21 protein-coding genes and 1 pseudogene are annotated in these 22,506 nt (G+C 69.0%); 18 read left to right on the top strand and 4 right to left on the bottom strand.

Annotation, left to right across the window (positions count from 1 at the left end):
• Positions 1-195 precede the first annotated feature (195 nt).
• The 10 genes and pseudogenes from G6N07_RS07035 (at position 196) to G6N07_RS07080 (ending at position 7,956) form a co-directional block, all read left to right on the top strand.
• On the top strand, positions 196-1,575 hold the full coding sequence (locus G6N07_RS07035; protein ID WP_085191086.1) for a glutamine synthetase family protein: 1,380 nt from the start codon (positions 196-198) through the stop codon (positions 1,573-1,575).
• Complete coding sequence (locus G6N07_RS07040) at positions 1,562-2,320, top strand: gamma-glutamyl-gamma-aminobutyrate hydrolase family protein (RefSeq protein WP_099050221.1); 759 nt, start codon at positions 1,562-1,564, stop codon at positions 2,318-2,320. The genes G6N07_RS07035 and G6N07_RS07040 overlap by 14 nt, the downstream gene beginning before the upstream one ends.
• Positions 2,317-3,684, top strand: coding sequence for an aldehyde dehydrogenase family protein (locus G6N07_RS07045; protein ID WP_085191084.1), 1,368 nt, complete (start codon positions 2,317-2,319; stop codon positions 3,682-3,684). The genes G6N07_RS07040 and G6N07_RS07045 overlap by 4 nt, the downstream gene beginning before the upstream one ends.
• Complete coding sequence (locus G6N07_RS07050; RefSeq protein WP_085191083.1) at positions 3,685-4,458, top strand: 3-oxoacyl-ACP reductase; 774 nt, start codon at positions 3,685-3,687, stop codon at positions 4,456-4,458.
• A 77-nt stretch (positions 4,459-4,535) separates the two neighbouring features.
• Positions 4,536-4,845: pseudogene (locus tag G6N07_RS07055) on the top strand (FCD domain-containing protein); the annotation flags it as partial.
• 1 nt (position 4,846) lies between these two features.
• The gene (locus G6N07_RS07060) at positions 4,847-5,185 is read left to right on the top strand and encodes an ArsR/SmtB family transcription factor (RefSeq protein ID WP_085191081.1); all 339 of its coding nucleotides are present in this window, start codon (positions 4,847-4,849) and stop codon (positions 5,183-5,185) included.
• A gap of 215 nt (positions 5,186-5,400) precedes the next feature.
• Positions 5,401-6,099 (top strand): energy-coupling factor ABC transporter permease, encoded by a 699-nt coding sequence (locus G6N07_RS07065; RefSeq protein WP_085191079.1) that lies wholly within the window; start codon positions 5,401-5,403, stop codon positions 6,097-6,099.
• Positions 6,096-6,431 (top strand): PDGLE domain-containing protein, encoded by a 336-nt coding sequence (locus tag G6N07_RS07070; RefSeq protein ID WP_085191077.1) that lies wholly within the window; start codon positions 6,096-6,098, stop codon positions 6,429-6,431. The genes G6N07_RS07065 and G6N07_RS07070 overlap by 4 nt, the downstream gene beginning before the upstream one ends.
• 2 nt (positions 6,432-6,433) lie before the next feature.
• Complete coding sequence (cbiQ, locus tag G6N07_RS07075; RefSeq protein WP_085191075.1) at positions 6,434-7,216, top strand: cobalt ECF transporter T component CbiQ; 783 nt, start codon at positions 6,434-6,436, stop codon at positions 7,214-7,216.
• Entirely contained in the window at positions 7,213-7,956 is a 744-nt protein-coding gene (locus tag G6N07_RS07080; RefSeq protein ID WP_085191073.1) for an energy-coupling factor ABC transporter ATP-binding protein, read from the top strand. The genes cbiQ and G6N07_RS07080 overlap by 4 nt, the downstream gene beginning before the upstream one ends.
• Positions 7,957-8,199: 243 nt before the next feature.
• Here the strand turns inward: G6N07_RS07080 and mtr are convergent, their stop codons facing one another.
• Positions 8,200-9,612, bottom strand: coding sequence for a mycothione reductase (mtr, locus tag G6N07_RS07085; protein WP_085191071.1), 1,413 nt, complete (start codon positions 9,610-9,612; stop codon positions 8,200-8,202).
• 30 nt (positions 9,613-9,642) lie between these two features.
• Entirely contained in the window at positions 9,643-10,611 is a 969-nt protein-coding gene (locus G6N07_RS07090; protein ID WP_275990738.1) for an alpha/beta hydrolase, read from the bottom strand.
• 270 nt (positions 10,612-10,881) lie between these two features.
• Here G6N07_RS07090 and mqo point away from each other — a divergent pair, with 270 nt between their 5' ends.
• The 8 genes from mqo to G6N07_RS07130 are packed head-to-tail and all read left to right on the top strand — an operon-like array spanning position 10,882 to position 21,352.
• Positions 10,882-12,390 carry a malate dehydrogenase (quinone) gene (gene mqo, locus G6N07_RS07095; protein WP_235849770.1) on the top strand — a complete coding sequence of 503 codons (1,509 nt, stop codon included), beginning with the start codon at positions 10,882-10,884 and terminating at the stop codon, positions 12,388-12,390.
• A 12-nt stretch (positions 12,391-12,402) separates the two neighbouring features.
• On the top strand, positions 12,403-12,870 hold the full coding sequence (locus tag G6N07_RS07100; RefSeq protein ID WP_085191065.1) for a GNAT family N-acetyltransferase: 468 nt from the start codon (positions 12,403-12,405) through the stop codon (positions 12,868-12,870).
• Positions 12,867-14,735, top strand: a complete 1,869-nt coding sequence (locus G6N07_RS07105) for a magnesium chelatase subunit D family protein (protein WP_085191063.1) — start codon at positions 12,867-12,869, stop codon at positions 14,733-14,735. Before G6N07_RS07100 ends, G6N07_RS07105 begins: the two co-directional genes overlap by 4 nt.
• An 11-nt stretch (positions 14,736-14,746) precedes the next feature.
• Entirely contained in the window at positions 14,747-15,361 is a 615-nt protein-coding gene (cobO, locus tag G6N07_RS07110) for a cob(I)yrinic acid a,c-diamide adenosyltransferase (protein ID WP_085191061.1), read from the top strand.
• A 4-nt stretch (positions 15,362-15,365) separates the two neighbouring features.
• Complete coding sequence (locus G6N07_RS07115) at positions 15,366-16,730, top strand: cobyrinic acid a,c-diamide synthase CobB (RefSeq protein ID WP_085191059.1); 1,365 nt, start codon at positions 15,366-15,368, stop codon at positions 16,728-16,730.
• Positions 16,727-17,923: a uroporphyrinogen-III C-methyltransferase gene (gene cobA / locus G6N07_RS07120; RefSeq protein ID WP_085191057.1), complete on the top strand. Its 1,197-nt coding sequence runs from the start codon at positions 16,727-16,729 to the stop codon at positions 17,921-17,923. Before G6N07_RS07115 ends, cobA begins: the two co-directional genes overlap by 4 nt.
• A gap of 32 nt (positions 17,924-17,955) precedes the next feature.
• Complete coding sequence (locus G6N07_RS07125; RefSeq protein WP_085191055.1) at positions 17,956-19,548, top strand: MFS transporter; 1,593 nt, start codon at positions 17,956-17,958, stop codon at positions 19,546-19,548.
• A 49-nt stretch (positions 19,549-19,597) separates the two neighbouring features.
• Positions 19,598-21,352 carry a proline--tRNA ligase gene (locus tag G6N07_RS07130; RefSeq protein WP_085191053.1) on the top strand — a complete coding sequence of 585 codons (1,755 nt, stop codon included), beginning with the start codon at positions 19,598-19,600 and terminating at the stop codon, positions 21,350-21,352.
• Between the two features lie 17 nt (positions 21,353-21,369).
• Here G6N07_RS07130 and G6N07_RS07135 read toward each other — a convergent pair whose 3' ends face one another.
• Both G6N07_RS07135 and G6N07_RS07140 read right to left on the bottom strand, forming a co-directional pair.
• Positions 21,370-21,897 (bottom strand): ferritin-like domain-containing protein, encoded by a 528-nt coding sequence (locus G6N07_RS07135; RefSeq protein ID WP_085191186.1) that lies wholly within the window; start codon positions 21,895-21,897, stop codon positions 21,370-21,372.
• On the bottom strand, positions 21,894-22,406 hold the full coding sequence (locus G6N07_RS07140) for a ferritin family protein (RefSeq protein WP_085191051.1): 513 nt from the start codon (positions 22,404-22,406) through the stop codon (positions 21,894-21,896). Before G6N07_RS07140 ends, G6N07_RS07135 begins: the two co-directional genes overlap by 4 nt.
• Between the last annotated feature and the right edge of the window lie 100 nt (positions 22,407-22,506).

Genomic DNA, 22,506 nt, shown 5'->3' on the forward strand with positions numbered 1-22,506 from the left:
CCCCAGCCCGGGTGGCGCCGGGGTTTGTCAGAGTCCGGGCAGCGCGCGCCGCACATTGGAGCATAGGATGCCAAAGGTCTGATGGCCTACCTTTGACAGTGGCGACCTTGTCCAGCTCGTGGAGGGAACTTCGGCACATCGCTGGCTCGAGGTTGGCTTCGCGGCAGTAACGGAGCCCATGAGAAAGGTGCGCACATGGGGACCGGGACTGGCATGTTGGCGCAGGCTGACCTTGAACGCATGGTGGCCCAGCGCGAGATCGACACGGTCGTCGTCGCCTTCACCGATATGCAGGGCCGGCTGACCGGCAAACGGATCTCGGCACGGCTGTTCGTCGACGACGTCGCCGCACACGGCGCGGAATGCTGCAATTACCTGCTGGCGGTCGACGTCGACAACAACACCGTCGGCGGATACGCGATGTCCAGCTGGGAGACCGGCTACGGCGACATGGTGATGACGCCGGATCTCGACACGCTGCGGCTGATCCCGTGGTTGCCGGGCACCGCGCTGGTGACGGCCGATCTGTCTTGGGATACGCAGGGGCCCGACGTTCGTCCGGTTCGCCAGGCGCCGCGGAGCATCCTCAACCGCCAGATCGAACGGCTCGCGAAGAGGGATCTGGTGCCGTACGCGGCCACCGAACTGGAGTTCATGGTGTTCGACGACTCGTTCCGCGCGGCGTGGGCGGCGGGGTACCGAGGTCTGAAGCCGGCCACCGACTACAACATCGACTACGCGATGCTGGCGTCTACCCGGATGGAGCCGCTGCTGCGCGACATCCGCCTCGGTATGGAGGGCGCCGGGATGTACTGCGAAGGCGTCAAGGGGGAGTGCAACCTCGGCCAGCAGGAAATCGGGTTCCGGTACGACCACGCGCGGGTGACGTGCGACAACCACACGATCTACAAGAACGGTTCCAAGGAGATCGCCGACCAGCACGGCAAGAGCCTGACCTTCATGGCGAAATTCGATGAGCGCGAAGGCAACAGCTGCCACATCCACATCTCGCTGCGCGGCAGCGACGGCAGTGCGGTGTTCGCCGACGACGGCGCCGAGGACGGGATGACGCCGCTGTTCCGAAGCTTCATCGCCGGCCAGCTCGCCACGATGCGCGAATTCTCGCTGTGCTATGCGCCGAACATCAACTCCTACAAGCGGTTCGCCGAAGGGAGCTTCGCACCCACCGCGATCGCCTGGGGTTTCGACAACCGCACCTGCGCGCTGCGGGTCGTAGGCCACGGCGCAGGTATGCGGATGGAGAACCGCGCACCCGGGGGTGACGTCAACCAGTACCTGGCGGTGTCCGCGCTCATCGCCGGGGGGCTGTACGGCATCGAGAACGAGCTCGAACTGCCGGAACCGGTGGCGGGGAACGCCTATACCAGTGGCGCCGAACGTCTGCCCACGACGCTGTCCGAGGCCGCCGAGCTGTTCGACCGTTCCGACACCGCCCGTGCGGCGTTCGGGGACGACGTCGTCGACCACTACCTGAACTACGCGCGCGTGGAGCTGAACGCCTTCAACGCCGCGGTGACCGATTGGGAAAGGGTACGCGGTTTTGAGCGGCTCTGACTTGCGCATCCCCGTGCTCGGGATGACCACCTACCTGCAGCAGGCGCAGACCGGTGTCTGGGATGTGCACGCGAGCTTCCTGCCCGCGATCTACTTCCGGGGCGTGAACCTGGCCGGAGGCGTCGCGGTGCTGCTGCCTCCCCAGCCGGTCGACTGCGGCGCGGCGGCCCGGGTGCTCGACGGCCTCGACGGGTTGATCCTCACCGGCGGCAAGGACGTCGACCCGGGCCGTTACGGCCAGCAGCCCCACCCCACCACCGACGAGCCAGACCACGTCCGTGACGCATGGGAGCTCACGCTGCTCGACGAGGCCCTGCGGCGCGGTGTTCCGGTGCTCGGGATCTGCCGCGGCGCACAGGTGCTCAACGTGGCGCTGGGCGGCACCCTGATCCAGCACCTGCCCGACGTGCTCGGCCACACCCATCACCAGAAGGGCGACGCGGTGTTCGGCACCTCGGCGGTGCGGATTGAACCCGGGACGCGACTGGCGGATTTGATCGGGAAGACCTCGGATGCGCAGTGTTACCACCACCAGGCGATCGACCGGGTCGGCGACGGTCTGATTGTGAGCGCCCGTGACGACGACGGGGTGATCGAGGCGGTCGAATTGGACCGGGCCTGCCATCCCGACCAGTGGGTGGTGGCGGTGCAGTGGCATCCCGAAGAACGGCTCGACGATCTGCGGTTGTTCGCCGCAATGGTGGCGGCCGCCGGCCAGTATGGGACGGAAAGGGCGAGTACGTGACCTCCAGTGAGGTGATCAACCCGGCGACCGAGGAGGTGCTTGGGAGCGTCGAACTGCTCGACGTCGATCGCGTCGACGATGCGGTGGCGCGGGCGAAGTCAGCCCAGCAGAGGTGGGCGCGACTCGCGCCGGCCGACCGCGCGGGCGCACTGCGTTCGTTCGCCGCGGTGGTCGACGCGCACGTCGACGAGTTGGCCCGGCTGGAGGTGGCCAACTCCGGACACCCCATCGGCAGTGCCGAATGGGAGGCCGGGCACGTCCGCGACGTCCTGCAGTTCTATTCGGCGAGCCCGGAACGCTTGTCTGGGAGACAGATTCCGGTGACCGGCGGTCTCGACGTCACGTTCAACGAGCCGCTCGGGGTGGTCGGCGTGATCACGCCCTGGAACTTCCCGATGACGATCGCGGCGTGGGGATTCGCACCGGCGCTCGCCGCGGGCAACGCCGTGGTGCTCAAACCCGCCGAGTGGACGCCGCTGACGTCGCTCCGACTCGGTGAACTGGCCATCGAAGCGGGCCTGCCCGCCGACCTCTTGCAGGTGCTGCCTGGCCGGGGGTCGGTGGTGGGCGAGCGGTTCGTCACCCATCCCGACGTGCCCAAGATCGTGTTCACCGGTTCCACCGAGGTGGGCACCCGGGTGATGGCCGGGGCGGCCGCACAGGTCAAGCGGGTCACCCTGGAGTTGGGCGGCAAGAGCGCCAACATCGTCTTCGACGACTGCGATCTGGAGAAGGCCGCCGCCACCGCTCCCTACGGGGTCTTCGACAACGCCGGACAGGATTGCTGCGCACGTAGCCGGATCCTGGTGCAGCGCAATGTGTACGACCGGTTCATGGAGCTGCTCGAGCCCGCAGTCAAGGGGGTCAAGGTCGGTGACCCGGCATCGCGTGACACCGAGATGGGCCCGCTGGTCAGCAAGAAACACTGGCAATCGGTGGCGTCCTACGTGTCCGACGACGCACCGGTCGCCTTCCGCGGCGCCGCACCCGAGGGACGCGGCTACTGGTTCGCGCCGACGGTGCTCACCCCGCAGCGCACCGACCGCACGGTCACCGAGGAGATCTTCGGACCCGTGGTGACGGTCCTGCCGTTCGACGACGAGGCCGACGCCATCGCGCTCGGCAACGACACCCCATACGGGCTGTCGGGCTCAATCTGGACCGAGAACCTGTCACGGGCGGTACGGGTCTCCCGTGCTCTGGAATCGGGCAATTTGTCGGTGAATTCGCATTCCTCGGTCCGGTACAGCACCCCCTTCGGCGGCTTCAAACAGTCCGGGCTCGGCCGCGAACTCGGACCCGACGCCCCGCTGTCGTTCACCGAGACGAAGAACGTGTTCTTCGCAGTATCGGAGGAGAGCTAAGTGGATCTGACCCAGCGCCTGGCCGGCAAGGTCGCCGTCATCACCGGTGGCGCCAGCGGTATCGGGCTGGCCACCGCCGAACGTATGCGCGCCGAAGGCGCCATCATCGTGATCGGTGACATCGATCCCGCAACGGGCAAGACCGTCGCCGACGACCTCAACGGAACCTTCGTCCAGGTCGACGTCTCCGACCGGGTCGCCGTCGACGCCCTCTTCGACACCGCCGCCGAGACCCACGGTTCGGTGGACATCGCCTTCAACAACGCGGGCATCAGCCCGCCCGAGGACGACCTGATCGAGAACACCGGTACCGACGCGTGGGACCGCGTGCAGGACACCAACCTGAAGTCGGTGTTCTTCTGCTGCAAGGCCGCGTTGCGTCACATGGTGCCGGCGCAGAAGGGCTCGATCGTCAACACCGCGTCGTTCGTCGCGGTGAACGGCTCGGCCACTTCGCAGATCTCCTACACCGCGTCCAAGGGTGGTGTGCTGGCGATGTCGCGCGAACTGGGAATCCAATTCGCGCGGCAGGGGATCCGGGTCAACGCGCTATGCCCCGGGCCGGTGAACACCCCGCTGCTGCAGGAGTTGTTCGCCAAGAATCCCGAGCGCGCGGCGCGGCGGCTGGTGCACGTGCCGATGGGGCGGTTCGCCGAACCGGCGGAGCTTGCCGCCGCGGTGGCGTTTCTCGCCAGCGACGACGCATCGTTCATCACCGGCTCGACGTTCCTCGTCGATGGTGGCATCACCGGCCACTACGTGACGCCGCTGTAGGAGATGAGCACCGAACCGGAACCGCAGCGCGCCAGCGAGACGCTGCTGCGCCCGGTGAGTCACTGCCGCCCGAACGGAGAGTGACGCGCGACCAAATCGAAGACGCCCGGCGGTTGCGGGAAGTCCTCGAGGTCGGCGCCGCCCGGATGGCGCCGCCGAGGCGCCGCGGGATCCCGGTCGCTGGTGCCGTTGGTTGCCGAGAATCGCATGCGACTGAACGCGATGCTCGACCAGATCCCGCTGCTGGCCTGCAACATCTCCCATTCCGACGAGCAGCACCGCCAGATCGTCACCGCGATCCTTGCCGGGGACGTCGCTGCGGCGGAACGGGAGATGCGGGCACATGTCGCGGGTTCGGCGGCGCTGCTGCACGGCTTCCTCGATTAGATTGGCAGCAGTGGAGCAACCCGGTGAGCAAAGACTGGTCGAGCGGGCGGCCTCGGCGCTGGCCGACGTCGACACCGGTGGTTGGACGCAGCGCTTCGACCTGCTGTCCGATCCCCACCGGCTGGAGATCCTGCTGAGCCTGCACCGTGCACCCGGAATTCGTGTCAGCGACCTCGCCGCCGCGCTCGGCCGCTCGGAGAACGCGGTTTCCCAGGCCCTGCGGGTACTGCGGCAGCAGGGTTGGGTGAGCTCGACGCGCGTGGGGCGGGCGGTCAGCTACCGCCTCGACGACGAGATTGTGCACGACTTGCTGCACTGGATCGGCGCCCGGCACGGCTGATCGGGCCCACCGAGCGGTAGAGGACTGATGGGGGCCCAGATCAGCGACTGCCGATCCGTCCTCGAGGCGCTCGGCCGCGTCACCAGCGTCACAGCCCCGATCTGTCGGACCGGTGGGCCTGCTACGGTGCCCTCCACACGATGCGCAGCGGCTTTGAATCCTTCTGAACATGTGTTCATCTGGACAGATATAACCAGCGGTTCTACGCTCGGGGAGTGAACGTCCACCACATCGCCATGCACCTGAGCGACGGCATCGTCAACGCCCCGACATCACTGCTGCTCGGAGTGACGGCCATAGGCGCCCTTGGCTTCTGCGTCACCCGCGCGCGATCCGAACTCGACGAGCGTGCGGTGCCGCTGGCCGGACTGGTCGCAGCGTTCATCTTCGCCGTACAGATGGTCAACTTCCCGATCCTGCCCGGCGTCAGCGGGCATCTGCTCGGCGGAGCACTGGCCGCCATTCTCGTCGGCCCCTTCGCCGGCGCCCTGTGCATCGCGCTGGTGCTCACGGTGCAGGCGCTGTTGTTCGCCGACGGCGGCGTCACCGCACTCGGCCCGAACATCATCAACATGGCGGTGTTCGGGGTTGCCGCCGGCTACGGCAGTGCCGTGTTGCTGTACGCGTTGGTCCGGCGCAGGGCACACGTGTCGGTGACTGCCGTCGCCGTCGTCGCGTTCCTCGCCGCACTGGTCGCCACCGTCTGCGCAGCAACCGGTTTCGTGCTCGAGTTCGCCATCGGGGGAGCGGCTCCAGCGTCACTGGCTGCGGTGCTGGCCTACATGGGTGGGATGCACGTGCTGATCGGAGTAGGGGAGGGCGCCATCACCGCTCTCACCGTGGTGGCCGTCGTACGGGTGCGCCCGGACCTGGTGTATCTGATGCGCAAACCGAGAGCGCAGGTGCCGGTGTGAACAGGCTTTTCTGGATCGTCTGCGCCGCTGTCACCGTCGTCGTCGCGGGCGGGTTGTCGTACGCCGTGAGCGCCAGCCCGGACGGGCTGGAGGCCACCACGCTACGCGGCTGTGAGATCTCCGGGACCGCCGAAGGCGAATCGTTGACCGGTGACTGTATCGCCCAGCACGCCGACGAACATGCCATGGCAGATTCACCACTGGCCGACTACCGGGTGGGCGGGCGGTCCGGAACCAACGGTGTAGCGGGCGTGGTCGGTGTGTTGGTCACGGCCGCCGCCGGGTCGGCGCTGTTCTGGTTCATCTCCCGCGGCCGCCGCAGCAGGAGTTGACCGTGGGGGCGGGCGGGCATCCGCTCTACCGGCGCGGTGACTCCGCCGTGCATCGGATGCCGGCCGAGACGAAGATCGTCTGCCTGGTGGCATGCCTGCTCGCCGTCGTCGCCGCCCCGCGGGAACTCGTGTGGCCGTACGCCCTGTTCGCGGTGATCGTGGCCGCGGTGTGGTGGGCGGCGCGCATCCCGCCGCGCTGGGCGCTGCCCCGCATGCTGATCGAGGCGCCGTTCGTGGTGCTCGCGGTGCTTTTGCCGTTCGCCGAAGGGGGTGAGCGAACCGACGTCGCCGGAGTGTCCCTTTCGGTCGCCGGCCTCTACGCCGCCTGGGGCATCGTCGCCAAGGGAATGCTCGGTGTGGCCGCCGCCCTGACCGTAGCTGCGACCACCCCGGCGGCCGAACTGCCCGGCGCCCTGAGCCGATTACGGGTGCCGGCCGTCATGACCTCCGTGCTCGTGCTGATGATCCGCTACGTCGATCTGCTGGCGGCCGAGGCGGGACGCATGCGGATCGCCCGCATCTCGCGCGGCGACTCGCCACGTGCGCTACACCAGGCCGGCGCCGTAGCCACCGGCGTCGGTGCGCTGTTCCTGCGGTCCTACGAACGGGGCGAACGCGTCCACCTGGCCATGCTCTCCAGGGGTTTCGACGGTCGTGCACCTGATCTGGCCGCAGTCGGGGCACCGCCGCCGGCTAGTCGGGGGCAGTGGGCGGTGGCTCTGCTGCCCGCCGTGGCGGCCGCCGTGGTGGCGGCGGCCGCGTGGGCCACCTGGGCCGGCGTATGAGTGTGCCCGCGGTGCACGTCGAGCGACTGCGGCACGTCTATCCCGACGGTCATGTCGCACTCGCCGGCGTGGATCTCACCATCGGCGTCGGGGAGCGCATCGCGGTGCTCGGGCCGAACGGTGCGGGCAAGACGACGCTCATGCTGCACCTTAACGGAGTGCTCGAGGCGACCGCAGGCAGCGTGCACATCGGCGGAACTCCCGTTGGCCGCAAGACGCTCACCGACATCCGCAGACGCGTCGGCCTGGTGTTCCAGGACCCCGACGACCAACTGTTCATGCCGACCGTCGCGCAGGACGTGGCGTTCGGACCCGCGAACTTCGGTGTGCGCGGGGACGAATTGGGCGCGCGGGTGCGCCGCGCGCTGGACGCGATGTCGCTCACCGGCGAGGCCGACCGCAGTCCCCGTCATCTGTCGGCCGGTCAGCGCAGGCGCGCGGCGCTGGCAACCGTTCTGGCGTGCGAACCCGAGGTCCTGGTGCTCGACGAACCGTCGTCCAACCTCGACCCCGTCGCGCGGCGCGAACTCGCCGAGACGCTGCAGACCATCTGTGCCACGACTATTGTCGTCACCCACGACCTGCCCTACGCCGCGCAACTGTGTGCGCGCGCCGTGATCGTCGACGCCGGTGTGGTGGTGGCCGACGGGCCGATCGATGAACTGCTCTGCGACGGCGACCTGCTGTCGGCCCACCGGCTGGAGCTACCGTGGGGTTTCGTGGTGCCGCGGCGGTGGTGAAGAAAAATGGCTTGACCTCAAGACACCGGCTACCGCGCCGCGCAGCGCTACACCACTAACGTCACCGACGCCGAGGATCAGGTGCAGAGACGGTGACCCAAGGCGTACGCGGATTCTCGCAACTACACCGACGGCGACCAAACTGCGGGCGTGGCTACTGCGGATCATGACCAACGTCTGAACCTCCTCGTGCCGCGCGAAGCGCCCCGCCCAAACCAGCCGGGCGGCTGCGCCAGCTGAAGCTCAGTGCCGACGGGCCGGTGGCCACGGCGGCTCACCACAAAGCGCCAGCAGAGCGTTCTCCACCACCTCGGGCAACGCCGGATGGATCCAGTACTGTCCGCGTGCCATGTCCTGCGCGGGCAGCCCGAACGCCATGGCCTGCACCAGCGGCTGAATGATCGACGACGCTTGGTGACCCATGATGTGGGCACCGAGTAGCAGTCCGGTGTCGTCGTCGACGATGAGTTTGGCGAAGGCGTCGTTGTCCTCCATCGCCCACCCACAGGCCACGTCGCTGTAGTCCTGGACCTTGCTCCTGATCCGGAAACCCTGTGCACGCGCATCATTCTCGGTCAGACCGACCGAGGCGATCTGCGGTTCGGTGAACACCGCCGACGGCACGTTGCGGTGATTGGCCGGGATCAGCGCATCGGTGTCGTCCCAGTCGACGAGCAGGTTTTCCTTCACCACTCGTGCTTCGTGGTTGGCGACATGCTTGAGCTGGTAGCGCGAGCTGACGTCGCCGAGCGCGAAGATGTTGCGTGCGGTCGTCCGCTGATACTCGTCGACGGTCACCCGACCGTCCTCGACCGCCACTCCAGCCAGGTGCGCATCGAGCCGATCGCCGTTGGGCACCCGGCCGGTGGCGACCAGCAGCACGTCCCCACGCAGCGCTGACCCATCGTCGAGGTTCAGCGTGACCCCTGACTCGTCGGTCGAGCCGCCGACGATGTTGCGACGGGTGCGGATCTCCCACTTCTTGCCCGCGATGTCGGTGAAGCGCTCGCAGACAGTGTCGTCGGCGTCGGCGAGCATGGCCGTACCCCGGATGACGATCGTGACCCGCGATCCCAGTGAGGAGAAGATGTGCGCGAACTCCGCGGCGACGTAACCGCCGCCGGCGATGACGACGTGCTCGGGCAACTCCGCCAGCCGCATGATGGTGTCGCTGGTGTGGTAGGCCACCCCGCAGTCGGCGATCGCCGGGGGCACCGTCGCGCGTGAACCCGCGGCGATCACCACCTGGTCGGCGGTGAACTCGTCACCGTCGGCGGTGCGCAACCGGTACCGACCGTCGGGCAGAGCGCCGGCGAACCGGGCGTGGCTGGAGAACACCTCGACGTTGGGCGTGGAACGCCGGTAGTGCTCACCGCCGGTGGACAGGGGGTCGATCCGGCCGAACACGCGCGACACGATGTCACTCCACCGAACCCCGTCGATGTGGGCGTCGATACCGAACCGCCTTGCATCACCGACACTCTGGGCGATACCGGCCGAGTACACGAACATCTTCGTCGGGATGCACCCGACATTGAGGCAGGTGCCGCCGAACACCCCTTCTTCGCACACGGCCACCCGCTTGTCGACGTAGCGCTGGTCGAGAATCGTGTTGCCCGAGCCCGATCCGATGATCGCGATCTCGAAGTGCGCCATCTATATTCCCCGTCGCTTCGCTCGCACCGTCTATATTTCCCGTCGCTTCGCTCGCCCGGTAGCCCGGTCCTCGGCCAGATACCAGTCGAGCCAGCGGTCCAGTTCACCGTAGGCCGCCAGTCGCGGCTCGGTGAGCGAAAGGAACACGTCGTGTTTGGCGTCGACGATCGGTGCGATGGTGCTGCGATTGCCGACGCAGCCCGCCCAGCGGGCGATGTGCGTGACGTCGAGCACCGCGTCGCCCCGCTGCATCGCATCGGGATCGGGTGCTTCCCGCACACTGTGGTCCGACCGCAGAATCAGGTTGGGCACGCCGACGTCCAGCCCCCGGTGCAGCCGGGCGTGGCCGCGGCGGATGGCGTGCACCCATCCCGCCGTCACCGGGAAGCCGCCGACCGGCTTCCACTCGAGGTTGTAGTCGAACTCGCCCGCGAAGTCCCGGTGCAGGGTGGCGCCGTAGCCGCCGCCCGGGTTGGGCGTCCGCACGATGCGGCGCTTCCCGAACCGCGACACCGCCCCCAGGGCGGCCGAGGTGGCCGCCGAGCGGAGCACGGCCGGCCCCTGCAGGTCGAACCACGGGCTGTTGAGCACCAGGCCGGTCACGCCGAGTCGCTCGGTCATCCCTCGTCGCCGCAGCCGGTCGAGCCACAGGGACACGATCAACCCACCGGCGGAATGGCCGACCACCAGCACCGCGGCCTGGGTCTCCTGCCCGACGATCCGCAGACTCTGCTCGAGCTCACCGTCATAGCGCGCCAGGTCCGTTGTGAAGTGCGGGGTCTGCCCGTCGCGCCGTGACCGACCGCATTTGTGGAGGTCAACTGCGTAGAAGGCGAATCCCCGGTCGGCCAGGTGATCGGCGAGTTCGGTGTGGAAGAAGTAGTCGGTGAAACCGTGCACCAGCAACACGGCGTGACGGGCCTGCGGCTGCGACCCACCCCGCCGCACGATCGTCGCGACCAGGTCACCTTCCCCATCCGGATCGCGGCCCAGCGTCATCGTGTGCCGGTGATAGTCGGGCAGCACGTCGGCTTCCCAGCTCGGCCCCTGGGTGCTCACGGATGTCACCTTAGGCGGCGTCATAACGCTGCAGGCGACAGCGGTGAGCGATGGCACAGTGGCCGCGCGGTTCCCGAACACCACAGCGGGATAACCTTGAGCCGGGTAGGCCGTCCCACAGCCGCGACGAAAAGGACCGATGAGGTGTCTGATTCCGTGTCCGATGCACAGGTAGCCAAGACCGACGTCGTGCTGGTCGGTGCCGGCATCATGAGCGCCACACTCAGTGTTCTGCTCAAGCTTCTCGAGCCGGACTGGTCCATCACCCTGATCGAGCGGCTCGACGGCGCGGCCGCCGAGAGCAGCGACGCGTGGAACAACGCCGGCACCGGGCACTCCGCGCTGTGCGAGCTCAACTACACGCCGGAGGGCCCTGGCGGGTGCATCGACATCAGCAAAGCGGTGCACGTGAACGAGCAGTTCCAGGTGTCGCGGCAGTTCTGGAGCTACGCCGTGGAGAACGGTGTGCTGCCCGACGTGCGAAACTTCATCAATCCGATCCCGCACGTCAGCTTCGTCAGCGGTGCGAAGAACGTGCGGTACCTGCGGGCCCGTTACGACGCGTTGGTCACCAACCCGCTATTCGCCACGATGGAGTACATCGAGGGCCGCGATGAGTTCGCCCGGCGGCTCCCGTTCATGGCCGAGAAGCGGGACTTTCGCGAACCGGTCGCCCTGAACTGGACCCAGGACGGCACCGACATCGATTTCGGCTCGCTGTCGCGTCAGCTGATCGGCTACTCCGCCCAGCGCGGGATGACGACGCTGTTCGGCCACGAGGTCCGCGACCTGGACCAGCAGTCCGACGGCAGCTGGGCGGTCAAGGCGATCAACCGCCGCACAGGCGCCAAACGCAAGATCAACGCGAAGTTCGTCTTCATCGGCGCGGGCGGCGGCGCCTTGCCGCTGCTACAGAAGGCTGGCATCGAGGAGGCCAAGGGCTTCGGCGGGTTCCCGGTCGGCGGGCAGTGGTTGCGCAGCGGCAACCCCGAGCTGACGGCGAGGCACCAGGCCAAGGTCTACGGGATGCCGCCGCTGGGTGCGCCGCCGATGTCGGTGCCGCACCTCGACACCCGTGTCATCAACGGGAAGTCCTGGCTCTTGTTCGGACCGTTCGCGGGCTGGTCGCCGAAGTTCCTCAAGCAGGGCAAGGTGACCGACCTGCCGTTCTCGGTCAAGCCGAACAACCTGGCGTCGATGCTCGGCGTCGGGCTCACCGAGATGGGACTGCTCAAATACCTCATCGGTCAGCTACTGCTCAGCGAGGCCGACCGGGTGGAGTCGCTGCGTGACTTCGCCCCCAGCGCCCGCAACTCCGACTGGGAACTCGACATCGCCGGTCAACGGGTGCAGGTGATCCGCCGCAAGGGCAGGGGCGGAGTCCTGGAGTTCGGCACCACGGTCCTGGCCGCCAAGGACGGCAGCATCGCGGGTCTGCTCGGGGCTTCACCCGGCGCATCCACCGCGGTGCCCGCGATGCTCGACGTGATGGAGCGCTGCTTCGGCGATCGCTACACCGCCTGGCTGCCGAAGCTCAAGGAGATCGTGCCCTCGCTCGGCGTCAAACTGTCCGAGGACCCCAAGTTGTTCGCAGAGGTCTGGGCACACGGCACCAAGGTCCTTCAACTCGACCGCCCGGCCTCGGGTCTGCCGATCGGCGGCCCCGACACCGAGCACCATCAGTCCGATGGGTCGCGTTCGACCGCGGTGACTGCCTGACGTGGTGCGACGATGACGGTGGGGCTGCGCCGCAGCTGGGCCAAGGACCTCGACGCGGCGACGCTGTACGAACTTCTCAAACTGCGGGTGGAGGTCTTCGTCGTCGAACAGGCCTGCCCGTACCCGGAACTCGACGGTCGAGACCTGCTCGCCGAGACCCGTCACTTCTGGCTGGAGGGTTCCGACGGTGAGGTGATCTCCACACTGCGGTTGATGGAGGAACATCCCGGCGGCCAGAAGGGATTCCGCATCGGCCGCGTCTGCACCCGCAAGGACGCCCGCGGCCACGGCCACACCGCTCGGCTGATGCAGGCCGCACTCGCCGACGTCGGCGACCACCCGTGCCGCATCGACGCCCAAACCTATCTCGAGGCCATGTACGCCCGGCACGGATTCGTCCGTGCCGGTGATCAATTCGTCGACGACGGCATCCCGCACGTACCCATGCTGCGGCCGGCTTCCGGGACGGCCCACCCGTGACCGAGCCCACGACGCCCACCTATCCGTTCAGCGCCATCGTCGGGCACGACCGGCTGCTGCTGGCCCTGCTGCTGTGCGCCGTGCGTCCCGAGATCGGCGGCGTGCTGATCCGCGGCGAGAAGGGCACCGCGAAATCGACCGCCGTGCGCGGCCTGGCGCACATCCTGTCCCGCGTCGACGGTGGTGCGCTCGTCGAACTACCGATCGGGGCCACCGAGGACCGCGTCGTCGGATCGCTGGACCTGCAGAAGGTGCTACGCGACGGCGAACATGCCTTCTCGCCGGGCCTGCTCGCGCGCGCCCACGGTGGCGTGCTGTACGTCGACGAGGTCAACCTGCTGCACGACCACCTGGTCGACGTGCTGCTCGACGCGGCCGCGATGGGCCGCGTGCACGTCGAACGGGACGGCGTCTCGCACACTCACGAGGCGCGATTCGTGCTGATCGGCACGATGAATCCCGAAGAGGGCGAACTGCGTCCGCAGTTGCTAGACCGGTTCGGGCTCACCGTGGACGTCGCGGCGTCGCGCGACGTCGACGTCCGCGTCGAGGTGATCCGCGCCCGGATGGCGTTCGAGGCCGACCCGGCCGGCTTCGCCGACCGCCACGCCGAGCACGACGCCGAACTGGCCCGGCGGGTGGCCGATGCGCGTGCGCTGGTGCCATCTGTGGCCTTGCCGCACAACGAGCTACGACGGATCGCCGGGCTGTGCGCGGCGTTCGACGTGGACGGGATGCGAGCCGACCTGGTAGTGGCGCGCACCGCGGTGGCGCACGCCGCCTGGCGGGGGGAACTCACCGTCGGCGAGGAGGACATCCGGGTGGCGGCCGAGCTTGCGCTGCCACACCGGCGCAGGCGCGACCCGTTCGACGATCCCGGCCTCGACCCGAAGCGCCTCGACGAGGCGATGGAACAGGCCGGTGAATCCGCCGACTCCCCCGACGGCAACCCCGACCCCGAACCGCCGCCGGAACCGCCAGGCGCGGGAGCCTCCAGGGAATCGTCGGCACCGTCACGCCCGCAGGGTGGTTCGTCGTCGACTCAGACCCGCCGCAGCGGCGACCCGTCTGCGGTCTTCAAGACCAAGACCCTCGTGGTGCCCGGCGTCGGAGAGGGTGCGCCCGGACGGCGGTCCCGGGCCCGCAATCGCACCGGCACCGTCGTGGCGTCCACCGCCGCCGCCGACACCGGACACGGTCTGCACGTCTTCGGCACGCTGCTGGCCGCCGCGGAGAACCAGCGCATCCCGGGCCGGCCCCGGCCAGGAGTGCAGGACGTGCGCCGCGCCGTGCGTGCAGGCCACGAGGGCAACCTGGTGGTCTTCGTCGTCGACGCCTCTGGCTCGATGGCGGCGCGCGACCGGATGGCCGCGGTCGGCGGCGCCACACTGTCCCTGCTGCGCGACGCCTACCAGCGGCGCGACAAGGTCGCGGTGATCACGTTCCGGCAGCGGCAGGCCACGCTGCTGCTGCCGCCCACGACGTCGGTCTACATTGCCGGCCGCCGGCTGTCGCGGTTCGACACCGGCGGTAAGACGCCACTGGCGGAAGGACTGCTCGCCGCCCGCGACGTCGTCGTCCGGGAGAAGGCCCGCGACCGCACCCGCCGCTGTCTTGTCGTCGTGCTGACCGACGGCCGCGCCACCGGGGGACCGGACCCGTTGGGCCGCATGCGGCAGGCTGCCGCCCGCCTGGTGGCCGAAGGCGCCGCCGCCGTGGTCGTCGACTGCGAGACGTCGTTCGTGCGGCTGGGGCTGGCCGAAGAACTCGCGGTTGCGCTGCGCGCGCCTGCCGTCCGCCTGGCTCACCTGCGAGCCGACGATCTCACCCGGCTGGTCACCCAGTCCGACCGCACCGCCGCCTAACGGAGGAACCCATGCCGCAGGGCCGTCCCGCGACCGTCCCCGACGACGGGCTGACCACCCGCGCCCGGCGAAACGCACCGCTGCTGGCCGTGCACACCGGGCCGGGCAAGGGCAAGTCGACCGCCGCGTTCGGCATGGCGCTGCGCGCGTGGAACCAGGGCTTCGACATCGCGGTGTTCCAGTTCGTCAAAAGCGCGAAGTGGAAGGTCGGCGAGGAGTCGGTGTTCGGTGAGCTCGGCCGCCTGCATGACCAGCACGGCGCCGGCGGCGCCGTCGAATGGCACAAGATGGGGTCGGGCTGGTCGTGGTCGCGCAAGTCGGGCAGCGACGACGACCACGCGGCCGCGGCGGCCGACGGGTGGGCCGAGATCTGCCACCGGCTCGCCGAGGAGCGCCACGACTTCTATGTGCTCGACGAGTTCACCTATCCGCTCAGGTGGGGCTGGGTCGACGTCGACGAGGTGGTCGAGGTGCTCCGCTCACGTCCGGGCAGGCAGCACGTCGTGGTCACCGGCCGGGATGCGCCGCAGGGGTTGATCGACGCCGCCGATCTGGTGACCGAGATGACCAAGGTCAAACACCCGATGGACGCGGGCCGCAAAGGTCAGAAGGGCATCGAGTGGTGAGCGCGTGAGCGTTCCCGCCGTCGTCGTCGCCGCGCCCGCCTCTGGTAGCGGAAAGACCACGTTCGCAACGGGTCTCATGGGGGCGCTACGGCGGGCCGGACATGCGGTCGCGCCGTTCAAGGTCGGCCCGGACTTCATCGACCCCGGTTACCACGCCCTGGCGACCGGTCGCCCCGGCCGCAACCTCGACCCGGTCCTCGTCGGCGAACAGCTGATCGGCCCGCTGTATGCGCACGGCTCCGCGGGCACCGACATCGCCGTCGTCGAGGGTGTCATGGGACTGTTCGACGGGCGCATCGACGACCAGATGTTCGGCCCCGCAACGGGCTCCACCGCGCACGTGGCCGGCCTGCTCGGTGCGCCGGTGGTCCTCGTCGTCGACGCCCGCGGGCAGAGCCACAGCATCGCCGCACTGCTGCACGGCTTCTCGACCTTCGACGCGCACACCCGCATCGCCGGCGTGGTCCTCAACCGGGTCGGCACCCCGCGCCACGAGGAGGTGCTACGGCAGGGGTGCGAACACGCCGGACTGCCTGTCTTCGGGTCCATCCCGCGGACCGAGGCGCTGACCGTCCCGTCCCGTCATCTCGGCCTGGTCACCGCGGTCGAACACGGACGCGCAGCCTACGACGCGATCGCCGCGATGACCGACCTCGTCGCGCGCCACATCGACCTCGACGCCGTCGTCGGCAGCGCGCACGCCGCCGTCGCGGATGCACCCTGGGATCCCCTCGTCGGTGCCGCTCCTCCCGGTGTGACCGTCGCACTGGCCGCCGGAAAGGCGTTCACCTTCGGCTATCCGGAACACAGTGAACTGCTGCGCGCGGCCGGCGCACAGGTCGTCGAATTCGACCCGATGACCGACGACCTCCCCCAGGACACGTCGGCGCTGGTGATCCCCGGCGGCTTCCCCGAACAGCACGGCGCCGACCTATCCGCCAACACGCCTGTACGCCAACAGATCGCGCAGCTGGCAGCGCTCGGGGCACCTATCCACGCTGAGTGTGCGGGGCTGACCTACCTCGCCGACGACCTCGACGGCCAGCCGATGTGCGGAGTGCTGTCGGGTTCGGCGTGGTTCACCGAGCGCCTCACGCTGGGCTACCGGCAGGCCATCGCGACCACCGACTCGCCGTTGCACCGCGCGGGGGAGCGGGTCACCGGCCACGAGTTCCACCGCACCGCCGTCACATTCGCCGAGCGGTACCAGCCGGCCTGGCACGTCGCCGGCGGGCCGGCGGGGACCGTCACCGACGGGGTGGTGCACCGCGGTGTGCACGCGGGCTACCTGCACACCCACCCGGCCGCACACCCGCACGCCATCGCCCGCTTCGTCGCATCGGCCGCACGCTCTAAGCTCGCCGGGTGACCGATAACGCCTACCTCGTCGGCCTGCGGCTCGCAGGCAGGAAGGTCGTCATCGTCGGTGCCGGCACGGTCGCGCAGCGCCGGCTGCCGCTGTTGATCGCGAACGCCGCCGACGTGCACGTCATCGCCCGCGCCGCCACACCCGCCGTCGAGGCTATGACCGGAATCACACTGACACTGCGCGATTTCCGCGTCGGGGACCTCGACGGCGCGTGGTACGTCATCGCCGCAACCGACGATCCGGACGTCAACGCGGCAGTCGTCGCCGAAGCCGAACGCCGCCACATCTTCTGCGTGCGCGCCGACGTCGCCCGCGAGGGCACTGCCGTCACGCCCGCGACCTTCGAGTACGAGGGGCTGTCGGTCGGGGTCCTCGCCGGTGGTGAGCATCGCCGTTCGGCGGCCATCCGGTCGGCCATCCGCGAGGCCCTCGCCAGCGGGGTCATCTCGGGGGACGACTCGGAGACGGTCACCACCGGCGTCGCGCTGGTCGGCGGAGGTCCCGGCGACCCGGAACTCATCACGGTGCGGGGGCGCCGTCTGCTCGCACAGGCCGACGTCGTCGTGGCCGACCGGCTGGCCCCACAGGAGCTGCTCGCCGAGCTACCGCCGCACGTCGAGGTGATCGATGCCGCCAAGATCCCGTACGGCCGGGCGATGGGGCAGGACGCCATCAACCAGGTGCTGATCGACCGGGCCTCGGCGGGCAAGTTCGTCGTCCGCCTCAAGGGTGGTGACCCGTTCGTCTTCGCGCGCGGGTACGAAGAGGTGCTCGCCTGCGTCGACGCCGGTATCCCGGTGACCGTCGTACCCGGGGTGACCAGCGCCATAGGAGTCCCGGCGTTGGCCGGTGTGCCCGTCACCCACCGGCACGTGACGCATGAATTCGTGGTGGTCAGCGGGCATGTTGCGCCGGATCACCCGGAATCGTTAGTGAATTGGGATGCCCTGGCCGCCCTCACCGGCACGATTGTTTTGCTGATGGCGGTCGAACGCGTCGAGTTGTTCACCAAAGCACTGATCGACGGCGGGCGACCTGCGGATACGCCGGTGCTCGTCGTTCAGCACGGCACCACGACGGCGCAACGCACGTTGCGGGCAACGCTCCTCGACGCGTCGGAACGAATGAGCGCGGAGGGTATCCGGCCCCCGGCGATCATCGTGATCGGGCCGGTCGCAGCCCTCGGCGGGTAAACGATTCCTAAGAGTACTGTAAGGTACCCGCTATGACGGCTCTCAATGACGAGGAGCGCGCAGCCATGATCCGCGACGCTGAGGAGGGCAAGAACCGGGCGGGCAAGAACCGGGCGGCGTCCGCGCCGGTCAACCCCGTGACCGCTCGTAGCGGTAGGACTCCCGCCTGGCTCCCGTCGCGGCGCTTCTTCGCCGCGGTGATCGCGATCGCCGGCATGCAGCTCATGGCCACGATGGACGGCACCATCGCCATCGTCGCGCTCCCCAAGATCCAAGATGCGCTCGATCTGTCCGACGCCGGCCGCAGCTGGGTGATCACGGCCTACGTGCTCACGTTCGGCGGACTGATGCTGCTTGGCGGCCGACTCGGCGACACGATCGGCCGCAAGCGGACGTTCATCGTCGGCGTCGCCCTGTTCACCATCGCCTCGCTGCTGTGTGGCATCGCGTGGAACGAGGCCACTCTGGTGGTCGCCCGCCTGCTGCAGGGCATCGGCGCAGCGATCGCCTCGCCGACCGCCCTGGCGCTGGTGGCGACGACCTTCCCGAAGGGCCCGGCACGCAACGCCGCCACGGCGGTGTTCGCGGCGATGACCGGCGTCGGTTCGGTCATGGGACTCGTCGTCGGCGGCGCGCTGACCGAGCTCTCGTGGCGGTGGGCGTTCATGGTGAACGTCCCGATCGGTCTGTTGATCCTCTACCTGGCGCACACCTCGCTCCGTGAGACGCACAGGGAGCGCATGAAGCTCGACGCGTCGGGGGCCATTCTCGCCACGCTCGGCTGTACCGCCGCGGTGTTCGGCTTCTCTATGGGGCCCGAGAAGGGCTGGGCGTCACCGATCACCGTCGGCTCGATCGTGGCCGCGGGCGTCTTCCTCATCGCATTCGTCCTGGTCGAACGCACCGCGGAGAACCCCGTGGTGCCGTTCTCGCTGTTCCGCGACCGCAACCGCGTCGCCACCTTCGGGGCGGTCTTCCTCGCGGGCGGGGTGATGTTCACGTTGTCGGTGCTCATCGGGCTCTACGTACAGGACATCCTGGGCTACAGCCCGCTGCGTGCCGGTATCGGATTCATCCCGTTCGCCATCGCGATGGGCATCGGCCTGGCGCTGTCGTCGCAGTTGGTGTCAGTGTTGCCGCCACGGGTCCTGGTCATCTCCGGCGGCGTGCTGGTCCTCGGCGCCATGCTGTACGGCTCGACACTCAACGCGGGTATCCCGTACTTCCCGAACCTGGTGCTCCCGCTGGTAGTGGGCGGCATCGGCATCGGCATCATTTTCGTCGCGCTGATGCTCTCGGCCATCGCCGGCGTCGGCTTCGACCAGATCGGTCCGGTCTCGGCGATCACGCTGGTGATGCAGAACCTGGGTGGACCGGTGGTGCTGGCCATCATCCAGGCCGTGATCACCTCACGTACGCTGTACCTCGGTGGCACCACCGGCCCGGTGAAGAACATGGACTCCACACAGTTGACCGCGCTCGACGCCGGCTACACCTACGGGTTGCTGTGGGTGGCCGCCGTGGCGGTCCTCGTCGGCGGTGCAGCGCTGCTGATCGGCTACACCTCCCAGCAGGTGGCGCACGCCCAGGAAGTCAAAGACGCGATCGACGCCGGCGAGTTGTGAGCTGGCCGACCACTGTCGGTGACCTGGCCGACGGCTAAGGTGGTCGGCTGTGATCACCCGCATGTCCGAGCTGTTCCTGCGTACCCTGCGCGACGATCCCGCCGACGCGGAGGTGCCCAGCCACAAGCTCCTCATCCGGGCCGGCTACGTTCGCCCCGTCGGCCCCGGCCTCTACACCTGGCTGCCCCTCGGGCTGCGTGTGTACCGAAAGATCGAGCAGATAGTCCGCGACGAGATGACGGCGATCGGCGGCCAGGAGATCCTGTTCCCCGCGCTGCTGCCGCGGGCACCGTACGAGACGACCAACCGGTGGACGGAGTACGGGGACACCCTGTTCCGGCTCAAGGACCGCCGCGACAACGACTACCTGCTGGGGCCCACCCACGAGGAGCTGTTCACGCTCACGGTGAAGGGCGAGTACAGCTCCTACAAGGACTTCCCGCTGATCCTGTTCCAGATTCAGACCAAATACCGTGACGAGGCCCGCCCGCGCGCCGGCATCCTGCGCGGCCGGGAGTTCGTCATGAAGGACTCGTACTCGTTCGACGTCGACGACGACGGTCTCAAGACCGCCTACCACCTGCACCGGGAGGCGTATCAGCGGATCTTCGCCCGCCTCGGCCTGCGGTACGTGATCGTCGCCGCGGTGTCAGGTGCCATGGGGGGCAGCGCATCCGAGGAGTTCCTGGCCGAGAGCGAGGTCGGTGAGGACACGTTCGTGCGTTGCCTGGAATCCGGCTACGCCGCCAACGTCGAGGCGGTGCTGACCCGGGTGCCCGAGGCGCTGCCCATCGAGGGACAGCCGGCGGCGGTCGTCTACGAGACCCCGGACGCTCCGACGATTGCGACGCTCGTCGACTGGGCCAACAGCGCCGACCTGCCCAGCTTCGCCGGCCGCGCGGTGACCGCCGCGGATACCCTGAAGAACGTCCTGCTCAAGGTCCGTGAACCGGGCGGGGAGTGGGAGCTGCTGGCCGTCGGGGTGCCGGGTGACCGTGAGGTCGACGACAAGCGGCTCGGTGCGGCGCTGGAACCGGCGGAGTACGCGCTGCTCGACGACTCCGACTTCGCCAAGCACCCGTTCCTGGTCAAGGGTTATGTGGGTCCAAAGGCGTTGCTCGACAACGGTGTTCGCTACCTCGTCGACCCGCGGATCGTGGACGGCACGGCGTGGATCACCGGTGCGGACGCCCCCGGCAAGCATGTCGTCGGACTCGTCGCTGGCCGCGACTTCCAGGCGGACGGGACGATCGAGGCCGCCGAGGTGCGCGACGGTGATCCGTCACCGGACGGGGCGGGGCCGCTGGTCAGTGCGCGCGGTATCGAGATCGGCCACATCTTCCAGCTGGGCCACAAGTACACCGAGGCGTTCAATGCCGACGTCCTCGGCGAGGACGGCAAACCGGTCCGGTTGACCATGGGGTCCTATGGCATCGGGGTGTCGCGGCTGGTGGCCGTGATCGCCGAACAGCAGCACGACGAGCTGGGGCTGCGGTGGCCTCCCGCGGTGTCCCCGTTCGACGTCCACGTGGTGATTGCCAACAAGGACGACGCGGCCCGCACCGGCGCCACCGAACTGGCCGGCGAGCTGGACCGGCTGGGACTCGAGGTGCTGCTCGATGACCGCAGATCCTCCCCGGGGGTCAAGTTCAAGGATGCCGAACTGCTCGGCCTGCCGTGGATCGTCGTGGTGGGCCGCGGCTGGGGCGACGGTGTCGTCGAGCTGCGCGACCGGTTCAGCGGCGAGAAGCGGGAGATCGGCGCCGACGACGCGGCGATGGAGATCCTCGCCGCCGTGCGGTAACGCGTATCGACGTAGCGCTACTCGTTGCCGCCGGGGAAGGCGACGGTGACCGGATCGGTGCCGACGATCTGCGTCCACCGCGCCGCCGCGACCGCCGACTCCGTCAGGGCCCTGAGTCCGAAGGCCCGGCCCTCGGTTCCGGTGGCCTGTTCGACGACTGCCCGCCACGCCGCGGCGCCGTCCTTTTCCATCCGGACGGCGAGCTTGGCGGCGTCCCGGGGATCGTCGACCCGCATCGGCACCTGGTAGCCGGCCGCCGGCAGCGGGGGCTCCACCTCGCCCTTCTCCACCTCGCCCTTCTCCACCTCCCCCTTCTCCACCTCCCCCTTCTCCAACAGTGCGATCGCGGCCTCCCGGCGTTCCCGATGCTCGGCGAACGACGCCGACACCAGCCAGTTCACGTCGGGCGGGGAATGCGCCGACACCAGGCCGTATCCGTAGATCGTGGCGTGTTCGGTGGCGATCGCGTCATACAGCGCGCCGTCCGCGCTGTCCGCGGGGCGGGACGGCATATCGAGGTCCGGGGTCGGTTCGACAGAGGTCACGGCGTGTCCCTCGGTGGTGGCGCCAGCGCGACCTGCCACGCCGCGGTACAGGCCGCGGCGATCGACCCCAGCAGACCGGCGCGGTAGCCCGACATCTGCGCAGCGAGCCCGGTGGCGCTCTCGGCGGACTGGCGCAGGGCGCCGACGACATCGCGAACCGTCGGTGGTCTGGCCGGTTCCGCCGTGCTGATCGACGGGGTGCTGGTCGGGGCTTCGGTGCCGACTAGACGGACGAGCTCGTCGGCGAGCGCACGGGCGTGCGCGTCGCGTTCGGCGGCCACCGCAGTCAGTGCCTGTTTCAACGGCGGGCGCGCGGTTTCGGCGGCGTCGGTGGCCAGCCGGCTGTCGGCTCGCGCCCGGTCGAGCTGGGCGGCCAGCTCGTCGACCTCCGGTGGCGGCGGTGCGGACCCGCACGCAGCGGCGGACACGCCCAGCACCGCCAGCACCGCGGTGCCGGCCAGCAGACCTCGCCTGCTGATTCTGTCGGGGGTGCTCGGCACGGGAAACATCCTGCCATTGCCGGCACAGCCGTCCGCTGCGCGAGACCGAGCGCGTCGGGTGCTGGTGCGTTCGCTGTGTGCCCCGGCGCGCCTGGCGTATCGTGAATAG

Source organism: Mycolicibacterium doricum, from assembly GCF_010728155.1.
Lineage (GTDB): Bacteria > Actinomycetota > Actinomycetes > Mycobacteriales > Mycobacteriaceae > Mycobacterium > Mycobacterium doricum.

Excerpts from the sequence above, each read along its gene's own strand:
- cobO (WP_085191061.1), top strand. The coding sequence starts at position 14,747 with ATGCCGCAGGGCCGTCCCGCGACCGTCCCCGACGACGGGCTGACCACC.
- G6N07_RS07035 (WP_085191086.1), top strand. The coding sequence starts at position 196 with ATGGGGACCGGGACTGGCATGTTGGCGCAGGCTGACCTTGAACGCATG.
- mtr (WP_085191071.1), bottom strand. The coding sequence starts at position 9,612 with ATGGCGCACTTCGAGATCGCGATCATCGGATCGGGCTCGGGCAACACG.
- G6N07_RS07080 (WP_085191073.1), top strand. The coding sequence starts at position 7,213 with ATGAGTGTGCCCGCGGTGCACGTCGAGCGACTGCGGCACGTCTATCCC.
- mqo (WP_235849770.1), top strand. The coding sequence starts at position 10,882 with ATGAGCGCCACACTCAGTGTTCTGCTCAAGCTTCTCGAGCCGGACTGG.
- G6N07_RS07090 (WP_275990738.1), bottom strand. The coding sequence starts at position 10,611 with ATGACGCTGGGCCGCGATCCGGATGGGGAAGGTGACCTGGTCGCGACG.
- G6N07_RS07125 (WP_085191055.1), top strand. The coding sequence starts at position 17,956 with ATGACGGCTCTCAATGACGAGGAGCGCGCAGCCATGATCCGCGACGCT.
- G6N07_RS07100 (WP_085191065.1), top strand. The coding sequence starts at position 12,403 with ATGACGGTGGGGCTGCGCCGCAGCTGGGCCAAGGACCTCGACGCGGCG.
- G6N07_RS07140 (WP_085191051.1), bottom strand. The coding sequence starts at position 22,406 with ATGTTTCCCGTGCCGAGCACCCCCGACAGAATCAGCAGGCGAGGTCTG.